Genomic DNA, 19,155 nt, shown 5'->3' with positions numbered 1-19,155 from the left:
CGAGGGCGGCCTCAGGTACCGCCGCAGCCGTCGCTCATCGGCGCACGAGCGCGACGCGCGACGCGCGAGGAGGGGCAACATGGCTCTCGATATCCTGAAAGAGCGGGGGATACCGCTCGACCGCCAGTCGTTCAACTGGCGCGATCTCGTCCAGGTGCCGTACAGCAAGCTCGACGACGACGCGTTCACCCGGGTCCGCATCATCCTGATGAACGGCATCGAGCTCGAGAGCGTGCGGTTCCTGCACAGCTTCGCGCGCATGAACCGGGATCTCCGCCGCGTGCTCGCAGAGGTGCGGCGCGTCGACCACCACCAGGTCACGCTGGTGAACTGGCTCAACCCGCCGGACCAGTCGCCGCTCGAGACCACCATCGGATACGAGCAGGTCGCCATCGAGATCACCGCGCACGCCGCCCTGTCGGAGCCCGACCCGTACCTCGCGCAGGTCTACCGCTTCGGCATGCTCGAGGACTACGACCACCTCTACCGCTACTCGGCGCTCCTCGATCGCCTGGAAGGCAAGGACGCGAACAACATCCTGCAATCGTACACCGACGTGACCGTGGGTCGCCCCACCGCGGTGGAGCACCGCGCCCCCGAGGACGACGTGCGCGCGCCGTACGACCGCAAGACCGCGAGCCCGATCACGAAGCTCAACGCGCTCACGATCATGGCCGCCGAGCAGCAGACCCACAACTATTACGTCAACGTCGGGCCGTTCTTCGCCGACCCGGTGGCGCGGCTGCTCTACGCCGAGATCGCCTCGATCGAGGAGCAGCACGTCACCCAGTACGAGGCGATGATCAACCCCGAGGAGACCTGGCTCGAGAAGTGGGTCCTGCACGAGGCCAACGAGGTCTACAACTACTGGAGCTGCCTCCAGCAAGAGCAGAACGCCCACCTCAAGCGGATCTGGGAGCGGTTCCTCGATTACGAGCTCGGGCAGCTCCACGTGGCCATCGACCATTTCAACCGGCTCGAGGGGCGCGACGCGGCCGAGATCCTCCCGGCCTCGCTGCCGGCCCCGGTCTCCCACAAGAGCCACCGCCAGTTCGTGCGCGACGTGCTCTCCCGGGAGGTGCACCTCCGCGCCGTCGGCGAGCACATCGTCGACCCGACCGTCATCCCGGAGAGCGCCGCGACGCTCGCTTATCGGCAGCAGATGAACTCCGCCGGCTCGCCCTCCGAGATCGTGGCCGCGGGCTACCGGTTCATGCCCGGCACCGAGCTCTCGCGGCGCGCCGAGGCGATCGACGGACAGAAGGAGGCGACGCCATGAAGCAGATCACGATCGGGACCAACACCACGGGCATCGCGACCTCGCCCATCGACAGCAAGGAGCTCATCGAGCTCTCGCAGGCGATCCCGCCGAGCTCCCCCGGGAGCGAGGCCGACGCCGCGGCGGTCAGGAGCGAGTACGCGCGGGGGTCGGGCACGGTCGGGAGCGTGCCGCCGCCGGTGAGCCTCAAGGGCGTGGTCAAGGCGGCCGGGGAGCTCATCCAGGGCAGGCCGCCGGCGCTCCTCATCGACAAGCTCGGCGAGCGCCTCCAGTTCGAGCGCTCGGGAACGCGCCTCTACGAGGCGCTGATCGCCAAGTACGACGCGGAGGGGGGCTTCGAGGGGGGCCCGACGCGCGCCGACCTCGAGGCGATCCGCGACGACGAGCTCCGGCACTTCGCGCTGCTGAAGCGCGCGATCGAGCGGCTCGGGGCCGATCCGACCGCGATGACGCCCAGCGCCGACATGATCGGCCTGGCGTCGGCCGGCGTGCTCGCGGTCGCCGTCGAGCCGAGGATCGACTTCGGACAGAGCCTGCAGGCGCTGCTCGTCGCCGAGCTCACGGACAACGACAGCTGGCGCATGCTCATCGATCTGGCGACCGCGTACGGCCAGGACGACATGGCCGCCGAGTTCCGCGTGGCCGAGCAGCACGAGGCGCGCCACCTCGAGCTCGTGCGCGGGTGGCTGTCCTGCAAGCTCGCGCTCGACGCGCGCGGCGCGCCCGCCGCCACGACGCCGCAGCAAGCCGCCTGACGCGCCGGCCACCACGGCGCCGCAGCGAGCCGCCCGGCGCGCCCCACGGGCCGGGCGATCGGGCGCCGCCCCGAGGCGCGCAGCCCGCGCGGCGGCCATAGACCTGCCCCGGCGATCTCGCTATGACCCTCGGGCGCGGGCGCGGCGCATGCGGAATGCCGCCGATGGCTCCGCGCCTCGGGTGAATCCATGGACCTGCCCCAGAAGCTCCGATCGCTGTTCCTGCTGCCCCTCCTCGCGCCGCTCGCCTGCGGCGGCGCTCCCGCGCCGGCGCCCGCGCCGCCCCAGCAGGCCGCCGCGCCGGCCCCGGCAGCCCCGGCCGCCGCGGCCCCTGCCGCGCCGGCGAAGGCCGCGCCGCGCGCCGACGCGACGCTCCTCCCCCGGCGCGTCCTCTTCGGCAACCCCGATCGCGCGTCTCCCGAGATCAGCCCGGATGGCCAGCGGCTCGGGTTCCTCGCCCCCTCCGAGGGCGTGCTCAACCTGTGGGTCGGCCCGGCCTCGGATCCATCGGCGGCCAAGCCGGTCACGAAGGAAAAGACCCGCGGCGTGCGCACCTTCCTGTTCCCGTACGCGAGCGATTACGTCCTCTACCGCCAGGACAAGGGCGGCGACGAGAACTGGCATATCTACGCCGTCGAGCTCAAGACGGGGCAGATCAAGGACCTCACGCCGTTCGAGGGCATCTCCGCGACGTTCGAGGCGGTGAGCAAGAAGATCCCGGACGAGATCCTGATCGGCATGAACGATCGGGACAAGAAGCACCACGACCTCTACCGCGTCTCCGTCCGCACCGGCGAGCGCAAGCTCGTGCGGCAGAACGACGGGTTCGCGGGGTTCGTCGCCGACGACGACTTCAAGGCGCGGCTGGCGCTGCGGATGACGGCCGACGGGGGCCAGGAGCTCCTCGACATCACCGGCAAGGAGCCGAAGCCGTTCGTCGCGTTCGGGCACGAGGACGCCGCGACCAGCGGGCCGATCGGCTTCGACGCGACCGGCAAGACGCTCTATTTCCGGGACAGCCGCGGCCGCGACACCGCCGCGCTCGTCACCCTCGACCCGAGGACCGCGAAGCCGGCGGTGCTCGCCGAGGACGCGAAGGCCGACGTCAGCGGGGTGATCGTCCACCCGGCGACCGGCAAGGTGCAGGCGGCCTCCTCCGAGCACGAGCGCAAGCGCTGGCACGTGATCGACAAGAGCCTCCAGGCGGACCTCGACGCCCTCCGCGCGGTCGCCGACGGCGACCTCGAGGTGCTGAGCCGCTCGCTCGACGACAAGCGGTGGACCGTCGGTTACGTCGTCTCCGACGGCCCGGTCCGGTACTACCTCTACGATCGCCCCTCGAAGAAGGCGACGTTCCTCTTCACGAACCGGACGGCGCTCGAGGCGCAGCCGCTCGTGAAGATGCGGCCCGTCGTCATCAAGGCGCGCGACGGCCTCGAGCTCGTGAGCTACCTGTCGCTGCCGCGCGCCGCCGACCCCGACGGGGACGGCAAGCCGGACAAGCCGCTCTCGACGGTGCTCCTCGTCCACGGCGGCCCCTGGGCGCGCAGCTCCTTCCGCCTCGATCCGATGCACCAGTGGCTCGCGAACCGCGGCTACGCCGTGCTGAGCCCCAACTTCCGCGGCTCGACGGGCTTCGGCAAGAGGTTCGTCAACGCGGGCGACCTGGAGTGGGCGGGCAAGATGCACGACGACCTGCTCGACGCGGTGGCCTGGTCGGTCGCGCAGGGCATCGCCGACAAGGAGCGCGTGGCGATCATGGGCGGCAGCTACGGCGGCTACGCGACGCTCGTCGGCCTCACCTTCACGCCCGAGGCCTTCGCCTGCGGCGTCGACATCGTCGGCCCGTCGAACCTCGTGACCCTGCTCGAGTCGATCCCGCCCTACTGGGCGCCGATGCTCGAGCTCTTCGCCAAGCGGGTCGGCGACCCCCGCACCGAGGCGGGCCGCGAGCTCCTGCGCCTGCGCTCGCCGCTCTACCGCGCCGACCAGATCAAGCGGCCGCTGCTCATCGGCCAGGGCGCCAACGACCCGCGCGTGAAGCAGGCCGAGAGCGATCAGATCGTCAAGGCGATGACGAGCAAGGGTATCCCGGTGACCTACGTGCTGTACCCCGACGAGGGCCACGGCTTCGCCCGCCCGGAGAACTCCATGTCGTTCAACGCGATCGCGGAGACCTTCCTCGCCCAGTGCCTCGGCGGCTCCTACGAGCCGATCGGCGGCGACTTCCAGGGGGCCAGCCTCACCGTCCCCGTCGGCGCCGAGGTCGTCCACGGCCTCGCCGCGGCGCTCCCCCGGCCCTGATCCCCCGCCTGCCGAGGCGCGTCGGCGCCGCGCGCCGCGGGGGACGCCGCCGCGCCGGCGAGCGCCGCCGCGCCGCTACGTCTGCTGCGTCGACGAGGCCCGCGGCCGCCGCCGCGACCCGGGCCCGCTCACCGGCGGCGCGCTCGAGAGGTCGTCGAGCGTCTCCAGCAGCTGCTCCAGGTCGAACGGCTTGTTGATGATCCTCGTCGCGTCCGGGTGGTCCGGGTCGATGCAGAAGCCGGGATCGCTGAGCGCGGTCACGAGCACGACCGGCACCAATCTCCCCTCGGCCGCGAGCGTCTCCAGGAGGCGCGGCCCGTCCAAAAACGGCATCACGCAGTCGAGGATGATGACGTCCGGCAGCGCCTGGGAGCGCAGCCGCTCCAGGGCCTCCAGGGGGTCGGTGTACCCCTCGACGTCATAGCCCTCCGCCAGCAGCACCTCTTCCAGCGTCTCGACGATCGCGTCGTCGTCGTCGACGACGACCACGCGCCGCCGCCTTCCCCGTCCTGCGTCTCCCTGCTCGTCGCTCACGCTCACCTCGGTGGAGAACTCCGGTGTCACTTCTGGGACCGGCCGCTCTCGCCGTCTACCCTCGGACACGGCATCTGTGCGAATTGTTTACAGGCTCTCCCGGAGCTCGCTCCGGCGACCCCGATCTCCGCCCTCGCGCCGGCGCCCCCGCCGACGACCCCGCGCGGCCTCAGCCGCCAGGAGGAGCCTGCCCGGGCGCCTGCAAGAGGTCCGGAGAGCTCCCCCTCCGCGTGTGCAGCTGGACGGGCTTCTGGCGCAGCCGGAGGCGCATGTTGATGAGCTCGACGCCGAGCGAGAACGCCATGGCGAAGTAGATGTAGCCCTTGCTGATGTGCTGACCCATGCCGTCGGCCACCAGCACGACGCCGATGAGGAGCAGGAAGCTCAGCGCGAGGATCTTCATGCTCGGGTGGCGGTGGATGAACGCGCCGATCTTGCCGGCGAAGACGAGCATCACGCCCACCGCGATGAACATGGCCACCATCATGATCGAGATGTGCTGCGCCATGCCGACGGCGGTGATGACCGAGTCGAGCGAAAAGACGATGTCGAGCACCACGATCTGCGCGATGACGGAAGGGAACGACGACTTGCCCTTCGACGGCGCGTCCTTGGACTCTTCGACCTCGAGCTTGTCGAACATCTCGTGGGTCGCCTTGCCGATCAGGAACACGCCGCCGCCGAGCAGGATCAGGTCACGACCGCTGAAGCCGTGTCCGAACAGGGTGAACAGGGTCGCCTTGAGCCCCATGACCCACGAGATCGCGAGCAGGAGGAGCAGCCGCATCCCGAGGGCGAGCAGGAGGCCGATGCGGCGCGCGAGCGGCTGCTGCTCGGGCGGCAGCTTCGCCGTCATGATGGAAAGGAAGACGATGTTGTCGATTCCGAGAACGATTTCCAGCGCGCTGAGCGTCGCGAGCGTGATCCAGCCGTCGGCGTGCAGAAAGGCGCTCATGTCGGGCATCGGGGTGGCCCTTTGTAGCATGACGCGGCGCGAACGCCCGCGACGTCGTCCCTCGATGGCCGCTCCCCGGCTGGATCCAGGGCGAGCTTGCCCTCGCGTTCAGGGCGCGGGGCGGCGCGCGGCGTGGCGCTCGCGCGTGCGCGGCATGGCATGACGTGACGTGAAAGGGCCGGCGCTTGACGCAGGATGTTGCGATCCGGTACAGATGATATGGAAGTACGATCAAGTGGATCTGCCTCCTTCCCGGCTTCCAGGCGAGCTCCTGAGGGGTGTTGGCGAGCTCTCCGCGGGGCGCTGTGTCTTTTCGCCACACCGGCGAAGCGGCGTGGTCGTCTGTTCTCCACCTGCAACAGGTAGTCTCATGGAGGGGGGGAAGACCTCGTGACGCTGGTTCCGAAGATCGGATTCGGGCAGGAGGGGGGCTGGGCTGCCCGCGGCGGCGCTGACGGGCTGTCGCTCGGGCGAGCGCTCTTGCAGGGCGAGCCGCCGCTCGAGGCGCCGGAGGCGTGCTGGCTCGACGGCGACGAGGTCCGGCTGCGCATCGACGGGCTCGAGCCGAGCTACCCGGTCGTCCTGCTCGGCGCGATGGGCGCCTGGATCGAGCCGGATTATCAGACGTCGTTCCCCTTCGGCAGCGTGGTCTTCGTGCGCCTGTCCTTCCGCGGCGACGAGATCGGCCCGATCCCCGCCCTCCTGGTGCTGCAGTCGATGGGCCTCCGGGGCCCGCTCATCGGGCTCTCGTTCCAGGAGGTCTCGGCGCGCGCGGCCGGCCAGATCCGCGAGGCGCTGCGCGCCCTCGTCGAGGACGGCGCGGCGAAGGCCGCGGCCTCGAGCCTCTTCCGGTCCTCGGCCGCCGAGGCCGGGCAGGTGCGCGAGGTGATCGACGACCCGCGGCGGGTGCGCGACATCCTGAGCGTCCTCCTGCGCAAGAAGGGCATCGTCCGCCGCGCCGCCGGGAGCGCGCCGTCCCTGTGCGTGATGCTCAGCGAGGTGGGGGTCGGGACGGTCCGCTGGTTCGGCATCGAGGGCTGGAGCGAGGCCTCCGCGGTCGAGATCGCCGGGCACAGCTCCGTCTTCCGGTTCAACATCCGGGCGGAGCAGGTGCGCCCGGGCGAGATCGTGTCCGCGCTGCCGGCGCGCGTGGAGCGCCTCCGGCAGAGCCTCCACGAGCGGGGCGTCGAGGTCGAGCTCGCCGCGCGCTTCCTGCACCCGGACTGGCTCCACCTGCCGCCGGTCGTGGCCGAGGTGGTCGACGTGTCGTTCTCGAGCCTGCGGCTCGCGGTCCGCGAAGGCCAGCCGCCGCTCGATCCGCGGCTCAAGCTCGCGCTGGAGCTCCCGGACGGCGACGACGGGGTGATCCACCTGAAGGGCGAGGTGCGGTCGGTGTCCGCGGCCGAGGGCGGCGCCGGGCAGCTCTGCGCCGTGCGGGTCGTCGCCGCGAAGCGCGAGGACGAGCGGCGCTGGCTGCGGCTCGTGTCCCGCATCCTGCACGCGACCACCTACGGGGGGACGGCCTGGCAGGCGGAGTTCTGGGACCTCTTCGCCTCGTCGGGCTACTTCAACCTCTCCGGGCGGCGGCCGGAGAACTTCGAGGCCATGCGGCCGAGCTTCATGCGGATGGCGCAGCGGGCCGCGGCGGTGCCGCACCTCCTGCACAACGTCACCTGCCTCTCCGAGCACGGCATCGAGGGCAATTTCTCGGTGATGAAGCCTTACCACGGCACGTGGATGTTTCATCAGCTCGCGAAGAGGCCCAAGAGCGCCTCCAACCTGAGCTCCCGGCAGGTGCTCCGCGACATCTTCACGCGCTGCTGCGAGTACGCGCTGGCCGACCCGGAGTGCCGGTGGGTCATCGTCTACGCCGAGGCGCACGTCTCGTGGAACGAGCGGTCGTTCTTCGACTTCGCCCGCAGGCACGAGGCGACGGGGCTCGCGCTCTCGCTCCCGTTCCGCCTGATGGGCGTCGACGTCCCGGCGCTGCCCCGAGGGCCCTCCGGGGCGGACGGCGCGCCGATCGAGGTCGGCGAGGCGACCCCGTCGGAGCAGGCGGCGCTGCTCGGCCACCTGTGCGCGACGTCGCCGCGCCCGTACGCGGAGGCGCTCGATCTCGTGCCGGGCAGGCTCGCGATGGGCCCCTGCGTCGAGCGCTGGCGCAGCGCCGGCCTCCAGCGGGAGCGCGCGGTCTTCATCGCGCGCGAGCGCGGCGAGGCGGTGGCGGCCGCCGTCCTCGAGCTCGGCGAGCTCGGCACGAACCTCTTCCGGCTGCTCGACTCGGTCCGCCTCGTCCCCATGCGCCCCGGCGGGGACGCCGCCTTCGCCCCGCTGATCGACGCCGCGTGCGGCTGGTTCCGGAGCCACGATCGGCCGTCGTTCATCTACTTCGGCGAGCGCGGCAGGCTCAGCTACGACGGGCCCGCCGCCCTGAACGACCTCGGCGAAGGGCGGCTGTGGATCGTCGCCCGGGAGCTCGTCCCGGCGTTCGCCGAGCATGTCTACCAGCTCACCGAGCCGAAGCAGGTGCAGCGCTAGCCGCGGCCGGACTCAGGGCCAGGCGAGGCGAGCGCGAGGCTGGCGCGAGGCGAGCGCTGCGCCGGCGAGCTGGCTCCGCCGCGACACCGCGCTACGGTCGTAGCTCCCCCACGAGGCGGCATGTACCGTATCAAGATCGACAGGATCAACGCCCTCATCGAGGTCACGTTGCAAGGTGTCGTGCGCGCGGAGGAGGCGCACGCGTACGCCGCCGAGTACAGGAGGGCGCTCGGCTCGCTCTGCGGCCGGAGGATCCGCGTCCTCGTGGATTTCCGGGGGTTCTCCATCGCCTCCGAGGAGGCGACGGAGCTCCTCCGCGACATCGGCGCGACCTCGGCCGCGCTGGGGGTGATCCGGACCGCCGAGCTCGTCCAGAGCGACCTCGCCGCGCTGCAGGCGGCCCGCATCGCCCGGGAGGCGGGCACCGCGGACCTCGTGCGGGTCTTCAAGGACGAGGGCGCCGCGCGCGCCTGGCTCCTCGGCGACCGCGCCGCGCCGTGAGGCGCGCGGCCGCCGGGGCGGCCCGGGTCAGCGCGCGACGAGCACGTCCTCGAGGGGGCGGCGGAGCGCGCGCGTCGACGGCGGGCCCGCGAGCGAGAGGCGGAACAGCAGGATCTCCGCCGTCGCGTCGGTGACGTCGAACAGCCGGACGTACCGCTCCCGGAGCTCCCGCGCGACCGCCGCGGTCTCCGCGTCCAGCCCCTCGCCGCCGCCTCGGATCAGGCGCGCGAACAGGTACGGCAGCGTCGCCATCGGGTAGACGGCGATCCCCCGCTGCGCGGCGGTGAGCCACGCCCGCTCGACCGCCCGGCCGCCCTGGAAGTAGTCCGCGAGCCCGGCGCGCGGCATCGTGATCAGCGCGACGGCCATCGCGCCGGCGATCGCCTTGCGCGCCGTCTTCTCCAGCGCCCGGCCGCCGCCCCAGCGCCGCACGAGCTCCATCTTGCGGAAGTCCCGGCACATCGTGAACCCCGCGAGATCGGAGGGCGAGAGCTCGAACGAGCCGACGAAGATGCCGTCGCGGCGCGCCGCCGCCTCCGCCTCGGTCCAGCGGATCTCCTTCATCAGGTCGGCGTGCGTGCCCCGCGCGAGCAGCCGGACGCGATCGCCCGCGCCGATGAGCGCGGCGATCTCGTCGAGCGCCGCCGCCGACTCGAGCAGCTGGAGGTGCGCCCCCGGGACGGACCGGACCGCCGCGGCGAGGGCGGCCCGGTGCTCGTCCGCGAGCGGCGCCCGCGCGCCGGGGCGCCGGTTCGTGTGCCGGAGCCCGATGGCGTCCGCGAGGGGATCCATCGCGTGGTCCTCCGCGCCGCTCACCGGCGCGTCGAAGAAGTCGAACGTCGCCGCGAGGTCCTCGCCGCCCAGCGGGAACGGCGAGAGGCGCACCGAGAGCCCCTCGCGGTGGGCGGCGAGGACGACGTTCTCGGCGGCCGCGCCGAGCGCGACCACGCCGCCCGCCCCTCGGAAATCGGCGAGCGACTCGGAGCGGGCCCGGTCGTGGAACAGCCCGAGGCGGCGCGCCTCGTAGACCCAGAGCCAGGGCTGGCAGTTGCCGCCCGAGGGCGCCGCGATCCCCGCCCCGACGAGCCGCCGGAGCCGCTCGGGGTCGAGCGCGACGGCGCCGGCCTCCCCGCCGCGCGGGAGCTCGAGCGCCGCGGGGGCCTGCGCCGGGCGGCGCGGCGTGGGCGGCGCGGGCGCGGGCGGCGCGGCCGGGTCGCCCTCGGGGCCGCCGATGAGCTGCTCCAGGTCGACGAAGTACCGGCCCGACCGCACCGGCTCCCCCAGGGCGATCCGGCGCGCCGTGTCCGCGGCCGCGGCCCCGCCGTGGACGACCGCCGAGCCGAGCTGCGGCCACGTGCTCACCGTCTGCTGCACCTCGATGAGCGTGGCGCCGAACCGCGCGGAGAGCGTGTCCTGCCCGATGATCTGCATCACATAAGGCACCTTGTCCTCGGTCGACAGGCCGCGGATGCGCTCGGGCCGGAGGTCGCCGACGAGCCCGTGGAGGATCGGCCGGTCCGGCTCCAGGTCGAAGCGCTCGACGTCGATGAGCCCCCGGTCGCTCGTGTCCATCACGACCGGTATGCGGTGGGCGCGCGCCCGGTAGCGGATCTCCAGCTTGATATCGAGGCTGTCGCACTCCTCCACGACGATATCGAGCTTGCCCTCGCCCTCGCCCCCTCCGAGGAGGAAGCGATCCATGTTGTCCGGAGTGACCCCTTCGGAAAGGCACGTTACTTTGAAGAACGGGTCGAGCTCGGCGATGTCGCGCGCGGTGGCGACCGCCTTGGGCACGTCGAGGTTGTGCACGCCGGTCCGGATCCGGTTCATGTTCGAGAGCTCGAGGTGGTCGAAGTCGGCGATGCGCAGCTCGCCGGCGCTCCGCTCGAGCGCGATGGTGAGCGCCACGGACTGGCCGACGGAGAGCCCGACGACGCCGATCCGCCGGCGCGCGAGCGTCTCCTGCTCTTCGGCGCTGATCTTGTACTTGTTGCGGTTGGTCCGGAGCTCGACGAACTCGGCCTCATCGAGCAGGTGCACGAGGCGGTGCGACCACGGGTAGTGGACCCAGACGCCGTACGCCTCCCGCGGGGCGCCGCCGAGGTGCTCCTCGACGAGCCGCGCGATCTCGCGCTCACCGAGGGTGCGGCTCGGGTGCCGCGTCTTGACCAGATCCGCGAGCTGCCGGTCGATCGCGTCGAAGACGCGGACGCGCGCGTCGTCGCGGAGCAGGCGCCCGAGCGCCTCGGCGTCCGCCTCGCGCGCCGGCCGGAAGAGGCGCGGCCGCCACTCGGTCGATTCTGCGTCTCGTCGCTGCGGGGAGGAGAGGAGCGCTTGCCAGCTGGTCATGGCCACCGTGGTACCAGGTCTCTCCCGGCGCGTCGCGGCGCCGGCCCGCGCCGCCGCCGCGGCCCGCGGCGGCCCGCGGCGGCCCCCGATCAGCGCGGCGTGCGGGGCGCCCGGCCCTCGATCTCGAGCCGCATCCGGGCGACCTTGTGGTGCACCGTGGCGGCCTCGGGCCCGCTGACCTCGAGGTAGCGCAGGGCGCCCGCGATGTCGTTGCCCCGGAACGACCTCACCCGCGGGTTGAACCAGCTGAGCGCTGTCGTGATCTGCCGGACGAGCAGCGCATCGGTGCAGATCGCCACAGTGAGTGTGTGATTGCTTACGAAATCGTTGACCGACGCGCGCTGCTTTGCATTGGGGCCGCCCCCCGCGGTCACCACCAGCGTTTTGGAGCAGGTGGGCGGGAGCGCCAGCACCGTCTGCATGTAGAGCTCCCAGTCCTCGTCGCTCGGCGGTTCCCTGCCGTGGACGGCGATGAGCACGTGCTCCGTCGTGTCGAACAGCATGGTGGGTAGGGTCATCGTCTCACCGAGCGCTCGCAGAGCTTACGTCGTCGCGTCGCCGAGCCGCCAGATCGCGGCAGCGTCCGCTGGGGCCGCCGCGCGGCCGGCGATGGGGCGAGGGGTCGCGAGATCCATGGCGTTGCACCTAGGACGGTTCGATCGACGCAGCAACGCTCGGCGGCGACTTTCGACGCGGTGGTGGCGCCATGCGGCGCGGGGGGCCGGGCCGCGCGCCGCGCCCGCGGCGTCGGGCCGGCTCGGCCTCGGGAACGCGGTCGATGACGCCGCCCGAGCGGGGCGACCGCCCGCCATCGCGCGGCGTGACGCGCGGCATGACCAGGGCGTACCCGAGTTGTTTCCAAAGGATTTCATGACGTGCTGCTGGGCAGTTGCACCGGGGGCCTGTCAGCCACGCTGTGGTCTATACTACGGAATGTGCGTGGACGGTCTTTCTCTCAGCGGCTCCGGCGCATGCGGCGTCGCAGCGAGGCTTGACGGAGGACCCCCACCGCATGTAGCGCTCGATCGGTGGGTTGTATTGTCCAGCGGACAGGGCCGGCGCCCGGCCTGCTGCGGATGTCAATGTGACCACCTCGCCGGGGGAAAGGTGTTTCGCGATGCGCGTGCTGGAAAACTTCGTGGGCGGCGCCTGGTCTCGCTCTTCGGGGACGAAGCACCTCGAGGTGAAGAACCCGGCCACCGGGGAATCTCTAGCAAAGGTCCCGCTCGGGACCGCGGCGGACGTCGACGCGGCGGTGAAGGCGGCGCAGGCGGCGTTCCCCGGCTGGAGCGCGACGCCGCCGGTGCAGCGGGCGCGCTACCTCTTCAAGCTGCGCGAGGTCTTCGACGCCCACCGCGACGAGATCGCGGCGATCTGCACCTCCGAGCACGGCAAGACGCTGGCCGAGGCGAGGAACGATTTCGGCCGCGGCATCGAGAACGTCGAGCACGCGGCCGGCATCCCGTCGCTGATGATGGGGCAGGGCCTCGGGGACGTGGCGTCCGGGATCGACTGCCACACGGTCCGCCAGCCGCTCGGCGTGTTCGCGGCGATCACGCCGTTCAACTTCCCTCCGATGGTCCCGCTCTGGTTTCTGCCCTACGCGATCGCCACGGGGAACACCTTCGTCCTCAAGCCCTCGGAGCAGGTCCCGCTCTCGCAGCAGCGCATCTTCGAGCTGATGCAGGAGGTCGGGCTGCCGCCCGGGGTCGTGAACCTGGTCCACGGCGGCCGCGACGTCGTGAACGCCCTCTGCGCGCACCGGGACATCGCGGGCGTGTCGTTCGTCGGCTCGTCGACGGTCGCGCGCCACGTGTACAAGAGCGCGGCGGAGGCGGGCAAGCGGGTCCAGGCGCTCGGCGGGGCGAAGAACTTCCTCGTGGTGATGCCGGACGCCGAGCGGCTGAAGACGATCGGCAACGTGGCCGAGTCGATCTTCGGCTGCTCGGGCCAGCGCTGCCTGGCCGGCAGCGTGGTGGTGTGCGTCGGCGACACCTACGAGGCCGTGCGCGAGGGGCTCGTCCGCTACGCGAGGGCGATCGTGCTGGGCGACGGGTCGAAGCAGGGCGTGACCATGGGCCCGGTGATCTCGGCGGCGCACCGCGACCGGGTGATCTCGTACATCGACAAGGGCGTGTCGGAGGGGGCGACGCTCCTCCTGGACGGCCGGGACGCGCGGGTCGAGGGGTATCCGAACGGCAACTGGGTCGGGCCCACGGTCTTCGACGACGTGAAGCCGGGGATGGTGATCGCGACCGAGGAGATCTTCGGCCCGGTCGCCTGCCTGATGCGCGCGCGCGACCTCGACGAGGCGATCGCGATCGCGAACCGGAGCGAGTACGGCAATGCGGCGTCGATCTTCACGTCGAGCGGCGGCGCCGCGCGCGAGTTCCAGCACCGCGTCACGGCCGGGATGGTCGGCGTGAACATCGGCGTCGCGGCGCCGATGGCCTTCTTCCCCTTCGGCGGCCAGAAGGGCAGCTTCTTCGGCGACCTGAAGGCGCACGGCCCGACCGCCATCGACTTCTACACCGAGCGCAAGGTCGTCATCACGAGGTGGTTCTGATGGCACGAAACGTACTTGGCGGGCTGATCCAGTGCTCGACCCCGGCCCTGGACGAGGGCGCCTCGGTGCTCTCGATCCGGGACGCGATGTTCGAGAAGCACCTCCCGCTCATCGACGAGGCGGGGAAGAAGGGGGTGCAGATCCTCTGTTTGCAGGAGGTCTTCAACACGCCTTATTTCTGCCCTTCGCAGGACGCGAAATGGTGCGACGTGGCCGAGCCCGTCCCGGGCCCGACGGTCGAGCGGCTCGCCGCCTACGCCAAGAAGTACAAGATGGTGATGATCATCCCCATCTACGAGCGGGAGATGGCGGGCGTCTACTACAACACCGCGGCCGTGGTGGACGCCGACGGGACGTACCTCGGCAAGTACCGGAAGACCCATATCCCGCACACGAACGGGTTCTGGGAGAAGTTCTTCTTCAAGCCGGGAAACCTCGGCTATCCCACGTTCCAGACGCGGTATGCGCGGATCGGCGTGTACATCTGCTACGATCGCCACTTCCCGGAGGGGGCGCGGCTGCTCGGCCTGAACGGCGCCGAGATCGTGTGGAACCCGTCGGCGACGGTCGCCGGGCTCTCCCAGTACCTCTGGAAGCTGGAGCAGCCCGCGCACGCGGTGGCCAACGGCTACTTCATCGCCGCCTCGAACCGCGTCGGCACCGAGGCGCCGTGGAACATCGGCAAGTTCTACGGCACGAGCTACTTCTGCGACCCGAGGGGCGCCTTCCTCGCGACCGGGAGCGAGGACCAGGACGAGCTCGTGGTCGCCGAGATGAACCTCGACATGATCGAGGAGGTCCGGAGGACATGGCAGTTCTACCGCGATCGCCGGCCCGAGAGCTACGGTGAGCTCACGAAGCAGCTGCCTTGAGGCGCATGGGCGCCGGCGAGGCGACGGAGATCGCTAGCCGGGCCGTGCGAAGTCCACCGCGACGCCACCAGCAGCGCCGGGGCGCTGGTCGCGGACGGCACGCTCCCCCGGCGTTTCCCTCGCCACGGCGGCGCCGCCCCCCGGAGGGGACCCGCCGCCCGGCGCGCACCCGCGGAGAAGCAACATGGGCATCCTGATCAAGAACGGCGAGATCATCACAGCGAGCGACCGGTTCGTCGGCGACGTCTACTGCGAGGACGGGAAGATCGCCGCGGTCGGCGCGGGGCTCGCGAAGGAGCGCGCGGGAGACACGGTGATCGACGCCTCGGGGCAGCTCGTCTTCCCGGGCGGGGTCGACGCCCACGTGCACATGGAGCTGCCGTTCATGGGGACGGAGAGCTCGGACGACTTCGAGACCGGCACCGCGGCGGGCGTCGCCGGGGGCACGACGTCGATCATCGATTTCGTGATCCCGAGCCGCGGGCAATCGCTGCTCGACGGGCTCGCGATGTGGCACGAGAAGGCGAAGAAGGCGGTGGCCGATTACGCCTTTCACATGGCCGTCACCTGGTTCGGCGACGAGACGCTCAAGGAGATGGCGGTCTGCACGCGCGAGCACGGCATCCCGTCGTTCAAGACCTTCATGGCCTACCGCGGGGCCATCGGCGTCGACGATCCGGAGCTCATCCACGTGATGGAGGCGGCCAAGGGCCTCGGCGCGCTCGTCACCGTCCACGCCGAGCACGGCGACGCGGTCGTCGCGCTCCAGAAGCGGCTGCTCAGGGAGGGCAAGACCCACCCGCGGCACCACGCGGAGAGCCGCCCCGCGCCGATCGAGGGCGAGGCGACGGGGCGCGCGATCATGCTCGCCCGGATGATCGGCGAGCCGATCTACATCGTCCACCTCACCTGCAAGGAGGCGCTCGCCGCGGTCGCCGAGGCGCGCAGCCGGGGCCAGGTGGTCATGGCCGAGACGTGCCCCCAGTACCTCCTGCTCGACGACTCGGTCTACGACAAGCCGAACTTCGAGGGCGCGGCGTACGTGATGAGCCCGCCGATCCGGCCGAAAGGGCACCAGGACGCGCTGTGGGCCGCGCTCTCGACGGGGCTCATCCAGACCGTGGCGACCGACCACTGCCCCTTCAACCAGGTCGGCCAGAAGGACATGGGCAAGGACGATTTCTCGAAGATCCCGAACGGCGCCGCCGGCATCGAGAACCGGCTCGCCCTCCTCTGGACCTACGGGGTGCTCGAGGGGCGGATCGACGTCCACCGCTTCGTCGATCTCGTCTCCACGCAGCCGGCCAAGATCTTCGGGCTGTACCCGCGCAAGGGCTCGATCGTGCCCGGCGGCGACGCGGATCTCGTGGTCTTCGACCCGAAGGGGACGAGCACGATCTCCGCGAAGACCCACCACCACCGGTGCGACCGGAGCATCTTCGAGGGGTTCGAGGTGAAGGGGAGGCCGACGCATGTCATCGTGAACGGCCGGGTTCAGTACGCGGACGGTAAGCTCGACGTGGAGCGCGGCGCCGGGCGCTACCTGCCGCGGCGGCTCGGCCCGACCCAGGGCTCACGGGCCGCGTGAGCCGAGGCCGCCGGAGCGCGCGAGCACGAGCATGAGCCAAGACCCAAGCCGCCCCTCTCCCCTCCCGTCCGGCCGGATCGAAGAGCGATTCGAGGACAAGAGCCCGCGCTACACCGAGGCCGAGGCGATCGCCGAGGCGAACCGGTGTCTTTACTGCGTCGACGCGCCCTGCGTCAGGGCGTGCCCGACCGCCATCGATATCCCGAGCTTCATCCGGAAGATCGCGACGGGCCAGGTGAAGGGCGCCGCCCGCACCATCCTCACGGCCAACCTGCTCGGCCAGTCGTGCGGGCAGGCGTGCCCGGTCGAGGTGCTCTGCGCGGGCGACTGCGTCTACAACGCTTGGGGGCGCGAGCCGATCGCGATCGGCCGACTCCAGCGCTACGCGGTCGAGTCGGCGCTCGCGCGCGATCCGCGGCTCTTCCGGGCGAAGCCGCCCACGGGCAAGCGCGTCGCGCTCGTGGGCGCGGGGCCCGCGTCGATCGCCGCGGCGGGCTACCTCGCCCTCGAGGGGCACCGCGCCGTGATCTTCGAGCAGAAGTCGATCCCCGGCGGCCTGAACACGCTCGGGATCGCGCCCTACAAGATGAAGGGGCACGAGGCGCTCCGCGAGCTCGAGTGGGTGCTGTCGCTCGGGGACGTCGAGCTCCGCACGGGCGTGTCGGTCGTCGAGCGGGCGGCCGCGCCGGGCGAGGTGTCGGCAGGCGACCTGATCGCGGGCTACGACGCGGTCTTCCTGGGGCTCGGCCTCGGCGCCGACGCGCGCCTCGGCATCCCCGGGGAGGACGGCGAGGGCGTGGTGGGCGCGACCGCGTTCATCGAGCGGCTCAAGGCCGATCCGCGCCTCGATCTCGCGGGCGTGCGGCGGGCGGCCGTCGTCGGCGGCGGCAACACGGCGCTCGACGTCGCGCACGAGCTCGCGCTGCTCGGGGTCGACGTGGCGATCGTGTACCGCCGCTCCGAGGCCGAGATGTCGGGCTACGCGCACGAGCTCGAGGGCGCGCGGGTCGCCGGGGCGCGGCTCGTCGAGAACCGGGTGCCGGTCGAGGTGGTGCGCGAGGGCGGGCGGGTCGTCGCGCTGCGGGTCGCGCGCGCGGACAGCGACGCGCGGCGGGAGGCGCAGGGGCCCGCGCCCGCGCCGGTCGAGGGGCAACTCGTGCCGGCCGACCTGGTCGCGGTCGCGATCGGGCAGAGCCGGGCGACGCGGGTGGCGCTCGCGTTCGAGGGCGTCTCGCTCGACGCGCGGGGGCGCGTGGTGGTCGACCCGGCGACGCACCGCACGGGCAACCCGAAGGTCTACAGCGGCGGCGACTGCGTGAACGGCGGCAAGGAGGTCGTCAACGCGGTCGCCGAGGCCAAGATCGCCGCGCGCGCGATGCACGAAGCGATGATGACGCGGGCGGGCGGCGCGGCGCCCGGGCCCGCACCGCAAGGGAGCTGAGCGATGGCCGACCTCTCTATCGACTTCGCCGGGATCAAGAGCCCGAACCCGTTCTGGCTCGCCTCGGCGCCGCCGACGAACACCGGCGATCAGGTCCGGCGCGCCTTCGACGCCGGCTGGGGCGGCGCCGTCTGGAAAACGCTCGGAAACCCGATCGTCAACGTGTCGAGCCGCTTCGGAGGCATCGATTACGGCACGATGCGGCTCATGGGGCTCAACAACGTCGAGCTCATCACCGACCGCCCGCTCGACGTGAACCTCAGGGAGATGCGCGAGGTCAAGCGGCGCTACCCGGGCCACGCGCTCATCGCCTCGCTCATGGTCGAGACGAAGGACGAGTGGCGCGAGATCATCCGCAAGGCCGAGGACACGGGCGCCGACGGGCTCGAGCTCAACTTCGGCTGCCCGCACGGGATGTGCGAGCGCGGCATGGGCTCGGCCGTCGGCAACGAGCCGGCGGTCCTCCAGGAGATCGCGCGGTGGGCCGTCGAGTTCGCGACGACGCCGGTCATCGTGAAGCTCACGCCCAACGTCGGCGACATCCTCGAGCCGGGCGAGGCGGTGCTCCGGTCCGGGGCGCACGGGATCTCGCTGATCAACACGATCAAGTCGCTGATGGGCGTCGATCTGGAGCGGATGGTCCCGCTGCCGCGGGTCGGCGGCGCGTCGACGAACGGCGGCTACTGCGGGCCCGCGGTCAAGCCGATCGCGCTCCACCTCCTGAGTCAGCTGGCGCGCCACCCCCAGATCGGCCGGCTGCCCATCTCGGGCATCGGCGGCATCTCGAATTCCCGCGACGCCGCCGAGTTCATCGCGCTCGGCGCGACGAGCGTGCAGGTGTGCACCGCGGTGATGCACTACGGCTACCGCATCGTCGAGGAGATGATCGAGGGCCTCAGCGACTGGCTCGACGATCACGGGATGAGCTCGGTGAGCGAGCTCCGGGGCAGGGCGGTCCCGCAGGTGCAGGAGTGGGGCGAGCTCGATCTCTCGTACCGCGTCGTCGCGGAGATCAGCGCCGAGAAGTGCATCGGCTGCCAGCTCTGTTACGTCGCCTGCATGGACGGGGCGCACCAGTGCATCCACCTGCCGGGCAGGACCGAGGCGGAGGCGCGCGCGGCGGGTCATACCCACATCCCGAAGGTCATCCCGGACCGCCCCGTGACGGCGGATCCGAGCGGCGCCGCCGCGCCGTCGCGCGTCCCGTTCGTGGACGAGGAGGAGTGCATCGGCTGCAACCTGTGCGCGCTGGTGTGCCCGGTGTCGGGGTGCATCACGATGAGGGAGGTGCCTTCAGGCAGGCCGCCTGAGACGTGGAACGACCGTGTCCAGAAGGGGACGGACTTCGTGCCTGGCGGGCTGGAAGCGACCGCCCGCGCGCGGAGCTCCTGATCCCGGGCTCCCGACCCGCCGGCCTGGAGCCCGCGACGATCGCGAACGCGCACGCGCCGGCGGAGCTCGCTGGGAGGAGCC

The 19,155-nt window shown here is 71.6% G+C and carries 14 protein-coding genes; 10 read left to right on the top strand and 4 right to left on the bottom strand.

Annotation, left to right across the window (positions count from 1 at the left end; translation table 11 throughout):
* Positions 1 to 79: 79 nt before the first annotated feature.
* The 3 genes from WME83_RS38030 to WME83_RS38020 all read left to right on the top strand — a co-directional run bounded on the left by WME83_RS38030 (position 80) and on the right by WME83_RS38020 (position 4,338).
* Entirely contained in the window at positions 80 to 1,279 is a 1,200-nt protein-coding gene (locus tag WME83_RS38030) for a hypothetical protein (RefSeq protein WP_437314598.1), read from the top strand.
* A complete protein-coding gene (locus WME83_RS38025) occupies positions 1,276 to 2,034 on the top strand; it encodes a ferritin-like domain-containing protein (protein WP_437314597.1) in 759 nt (252 codons plus the stop codon). The genes WME83_RS38030 and WME83_RS38025 overlap by 4 nt, the downstream gene beginning before the upstream one ends.
* A gap of 189 nt (positions 2,035 to 2,223) precedes the next feature.
* On the top strand, positions 2,224 to 4,338 hold the full coding sequence (locus tag WME83_RS38020) for an alpha/beta fold hydrolase (protein ID WP_437314596.1): 2,115 nt from the start codon (positions 2,224 to 2,226) through the stop codon (positions 4,336 to 4,338).
* Between the two features lie 75 nt (positions 4,339 to 4,413).
* Here WME83_RS38020 and WME83_RS38015 read toward each other — a convergent pair whose 3' ends face one another.
* A complete protein-coding gene (locus WME83_RS38015) occupies positions 4,414 to 4,827 on the bottom strand; it encodes a response regulator (protein ID WP_437314595.1) in 414 nt (137 codons plus the stop codon).
* A gap of 214 nt (positions 4,828 to 5,041) precedes the next feature.
* Positions 5,042 to 5,827 (bottom strand): TerC family protein, encoded by a 786-nt coding sequence (locus WME83_RS38010; protein WP_437314594.1) that lies wholly within the window; start codon positions 5,825 to 5,827, stop codon positions 5,042 to 5,044.
* A gap of 390 nt (positions 5,828 to 6,217) precedes the next feature.
* Here WME83_RS38010 and WME83_RS38005 point away from each other — a divergent pair, with 390 nt between their 5' ends.
* Complete coding sequence (locus tag WME83_RS38005) at positions 6,218 to 8,365, top strand: hypothetical protein (protein WP_437314593.1); 2,148 nt, start codon at positions 6,218 to 6,220, stop codon at positions 8,363 to 8,365.
* A gap of 120 nt (positions 8,366 to 8,485) precedes the next feature.
* On the top strand, positions 8,486 to 8,866 hold the full coding sequence (locus WME83_RS38000) for an STAS/SEC14 domain-containing protein (protein ID WP_020739469.1): 381 nt from the start codon (positions 8,486 to 8,488) through the stop codon (positions 8,864 to 8,866).
* Between the two features lie 27 nt (positions 8,867 to 8,893).
* Here WME83_RS38000 and WME83_RS37995 read toward each other — a convergent pair whose 3' ends face one another.
* Complete coding sequence (locus WME83_RS37995) at positions 8,894 to 11,215, bottom strand: Rv1355c family protein (protein ID WP_437314592.1); 2,322 nt, start codon at positions 11,213 to 11,215, stop codon at positions 8,894 to 8,896.
* An 89-nt stretch (positions 11,216 to 11,304) separates the two neighbouring features.
* Positions 11,305 to 11,733: a hypothetical protein gene (locus WME83_RS37990; RefSeq protein ID WP_148314236.1), complete on the bottom strand. Its 429-nt coding sequence runs from the start codon at positions 11,731 to 11,733 to the stop codon at positions 11,305 to 11,307.
* A gap of 599 nt (positions 11,734 to 12,332) precedes the next feature.
* Between WME83_RS37990 and WME83_RS37985 the strand changes: the two genes are divergently transcribed.
* The 5 genes from WME83_RS37985 (at position 12,333) to preA (ending at position 19,074) form a co-directional block, all read left to right on the top strand.
* A complete protein-coding gene (locus tag WME83_RS37985) occupies positions 12,333 to 13,781 on the top strand; it encodes a CoA-acylating methylmalonate-semialdehyde dehydrogenase (RefSeq protein WP_437314591.1) in 1,449 nt (482 codons plus the stop codon).
* Positions 13,781 to 14,653, top strand: coding sequence for a nitrilase-related carbon-nitrogen hydrolase (locus WME83_RS37980; protein WP_437314590.1), 873 nt, complete (start codon positions 13,781 to 13,783; stop codon positions 14,651 to 14,653). The genes WME83_RS37985 and WME83_RS37980 overlap by 1 nt, the downstream gene beginning before the upstream one ends.
* 184 nt (positions 14,654 to 14,837) lie before the next feature.
* Complete coding sequence (hydA, locus tag WME83_RS37975; RefSeq protein ID WP_437314589.1) at positions 14,838 to 16,241, top strand: dihydropyrimidinase; 1,404 nt, start codon at positions 14,838 to 14,840, stop codon at positions 16,239 to 16,241.
* A gap of 31 nt (positions 16,242 to 16,272) precedes the next feature.
* The gene (locus tag WME83_RS37970; protein ID WP_437314588.1) at positions 16,273 to 17,682 is read left to right on the top strand and encodes an FAD-dependent oxidoreductase; all 1,410 of its coding nucleotides are present in this window, start codon (positions 16,273 to 16,275) and stop codon (positions 17,680 to 17,682) included.
* A 3-nt stretch (positions 17,683 to 17,685) separates the two neighbouring features.
* Complete coding sequence (preA, locus tag WME83_RS37965) at positions 17,686 to 19,074, top strand: NAD-dependent dihydropyrimidine dehydrogenase subunit PreA (protein WP_437314587.1); 1,389 nt, start codon at positions 17,686 to 17,688, stop codon at positions 19,072 to 19,074.
* Positions 19,075 to 19,155 lie beyond the last annotated feature (81 nt).

The organism is Sorangium sp. So ce385 (assembly GCF_051474135.1).
In the GTDB taxonomy this organism is placed as follows: Bacteria; Myxococcota_A; Polyangia; order Polyangiales; family Polyangiaceae; genus Sorangium; species Sorangium cellulosum_D.
Note: the sequence above shows the minus strand (reverse complement) of the source record. Positions and strands in the feature narration are given on the sequence as shown.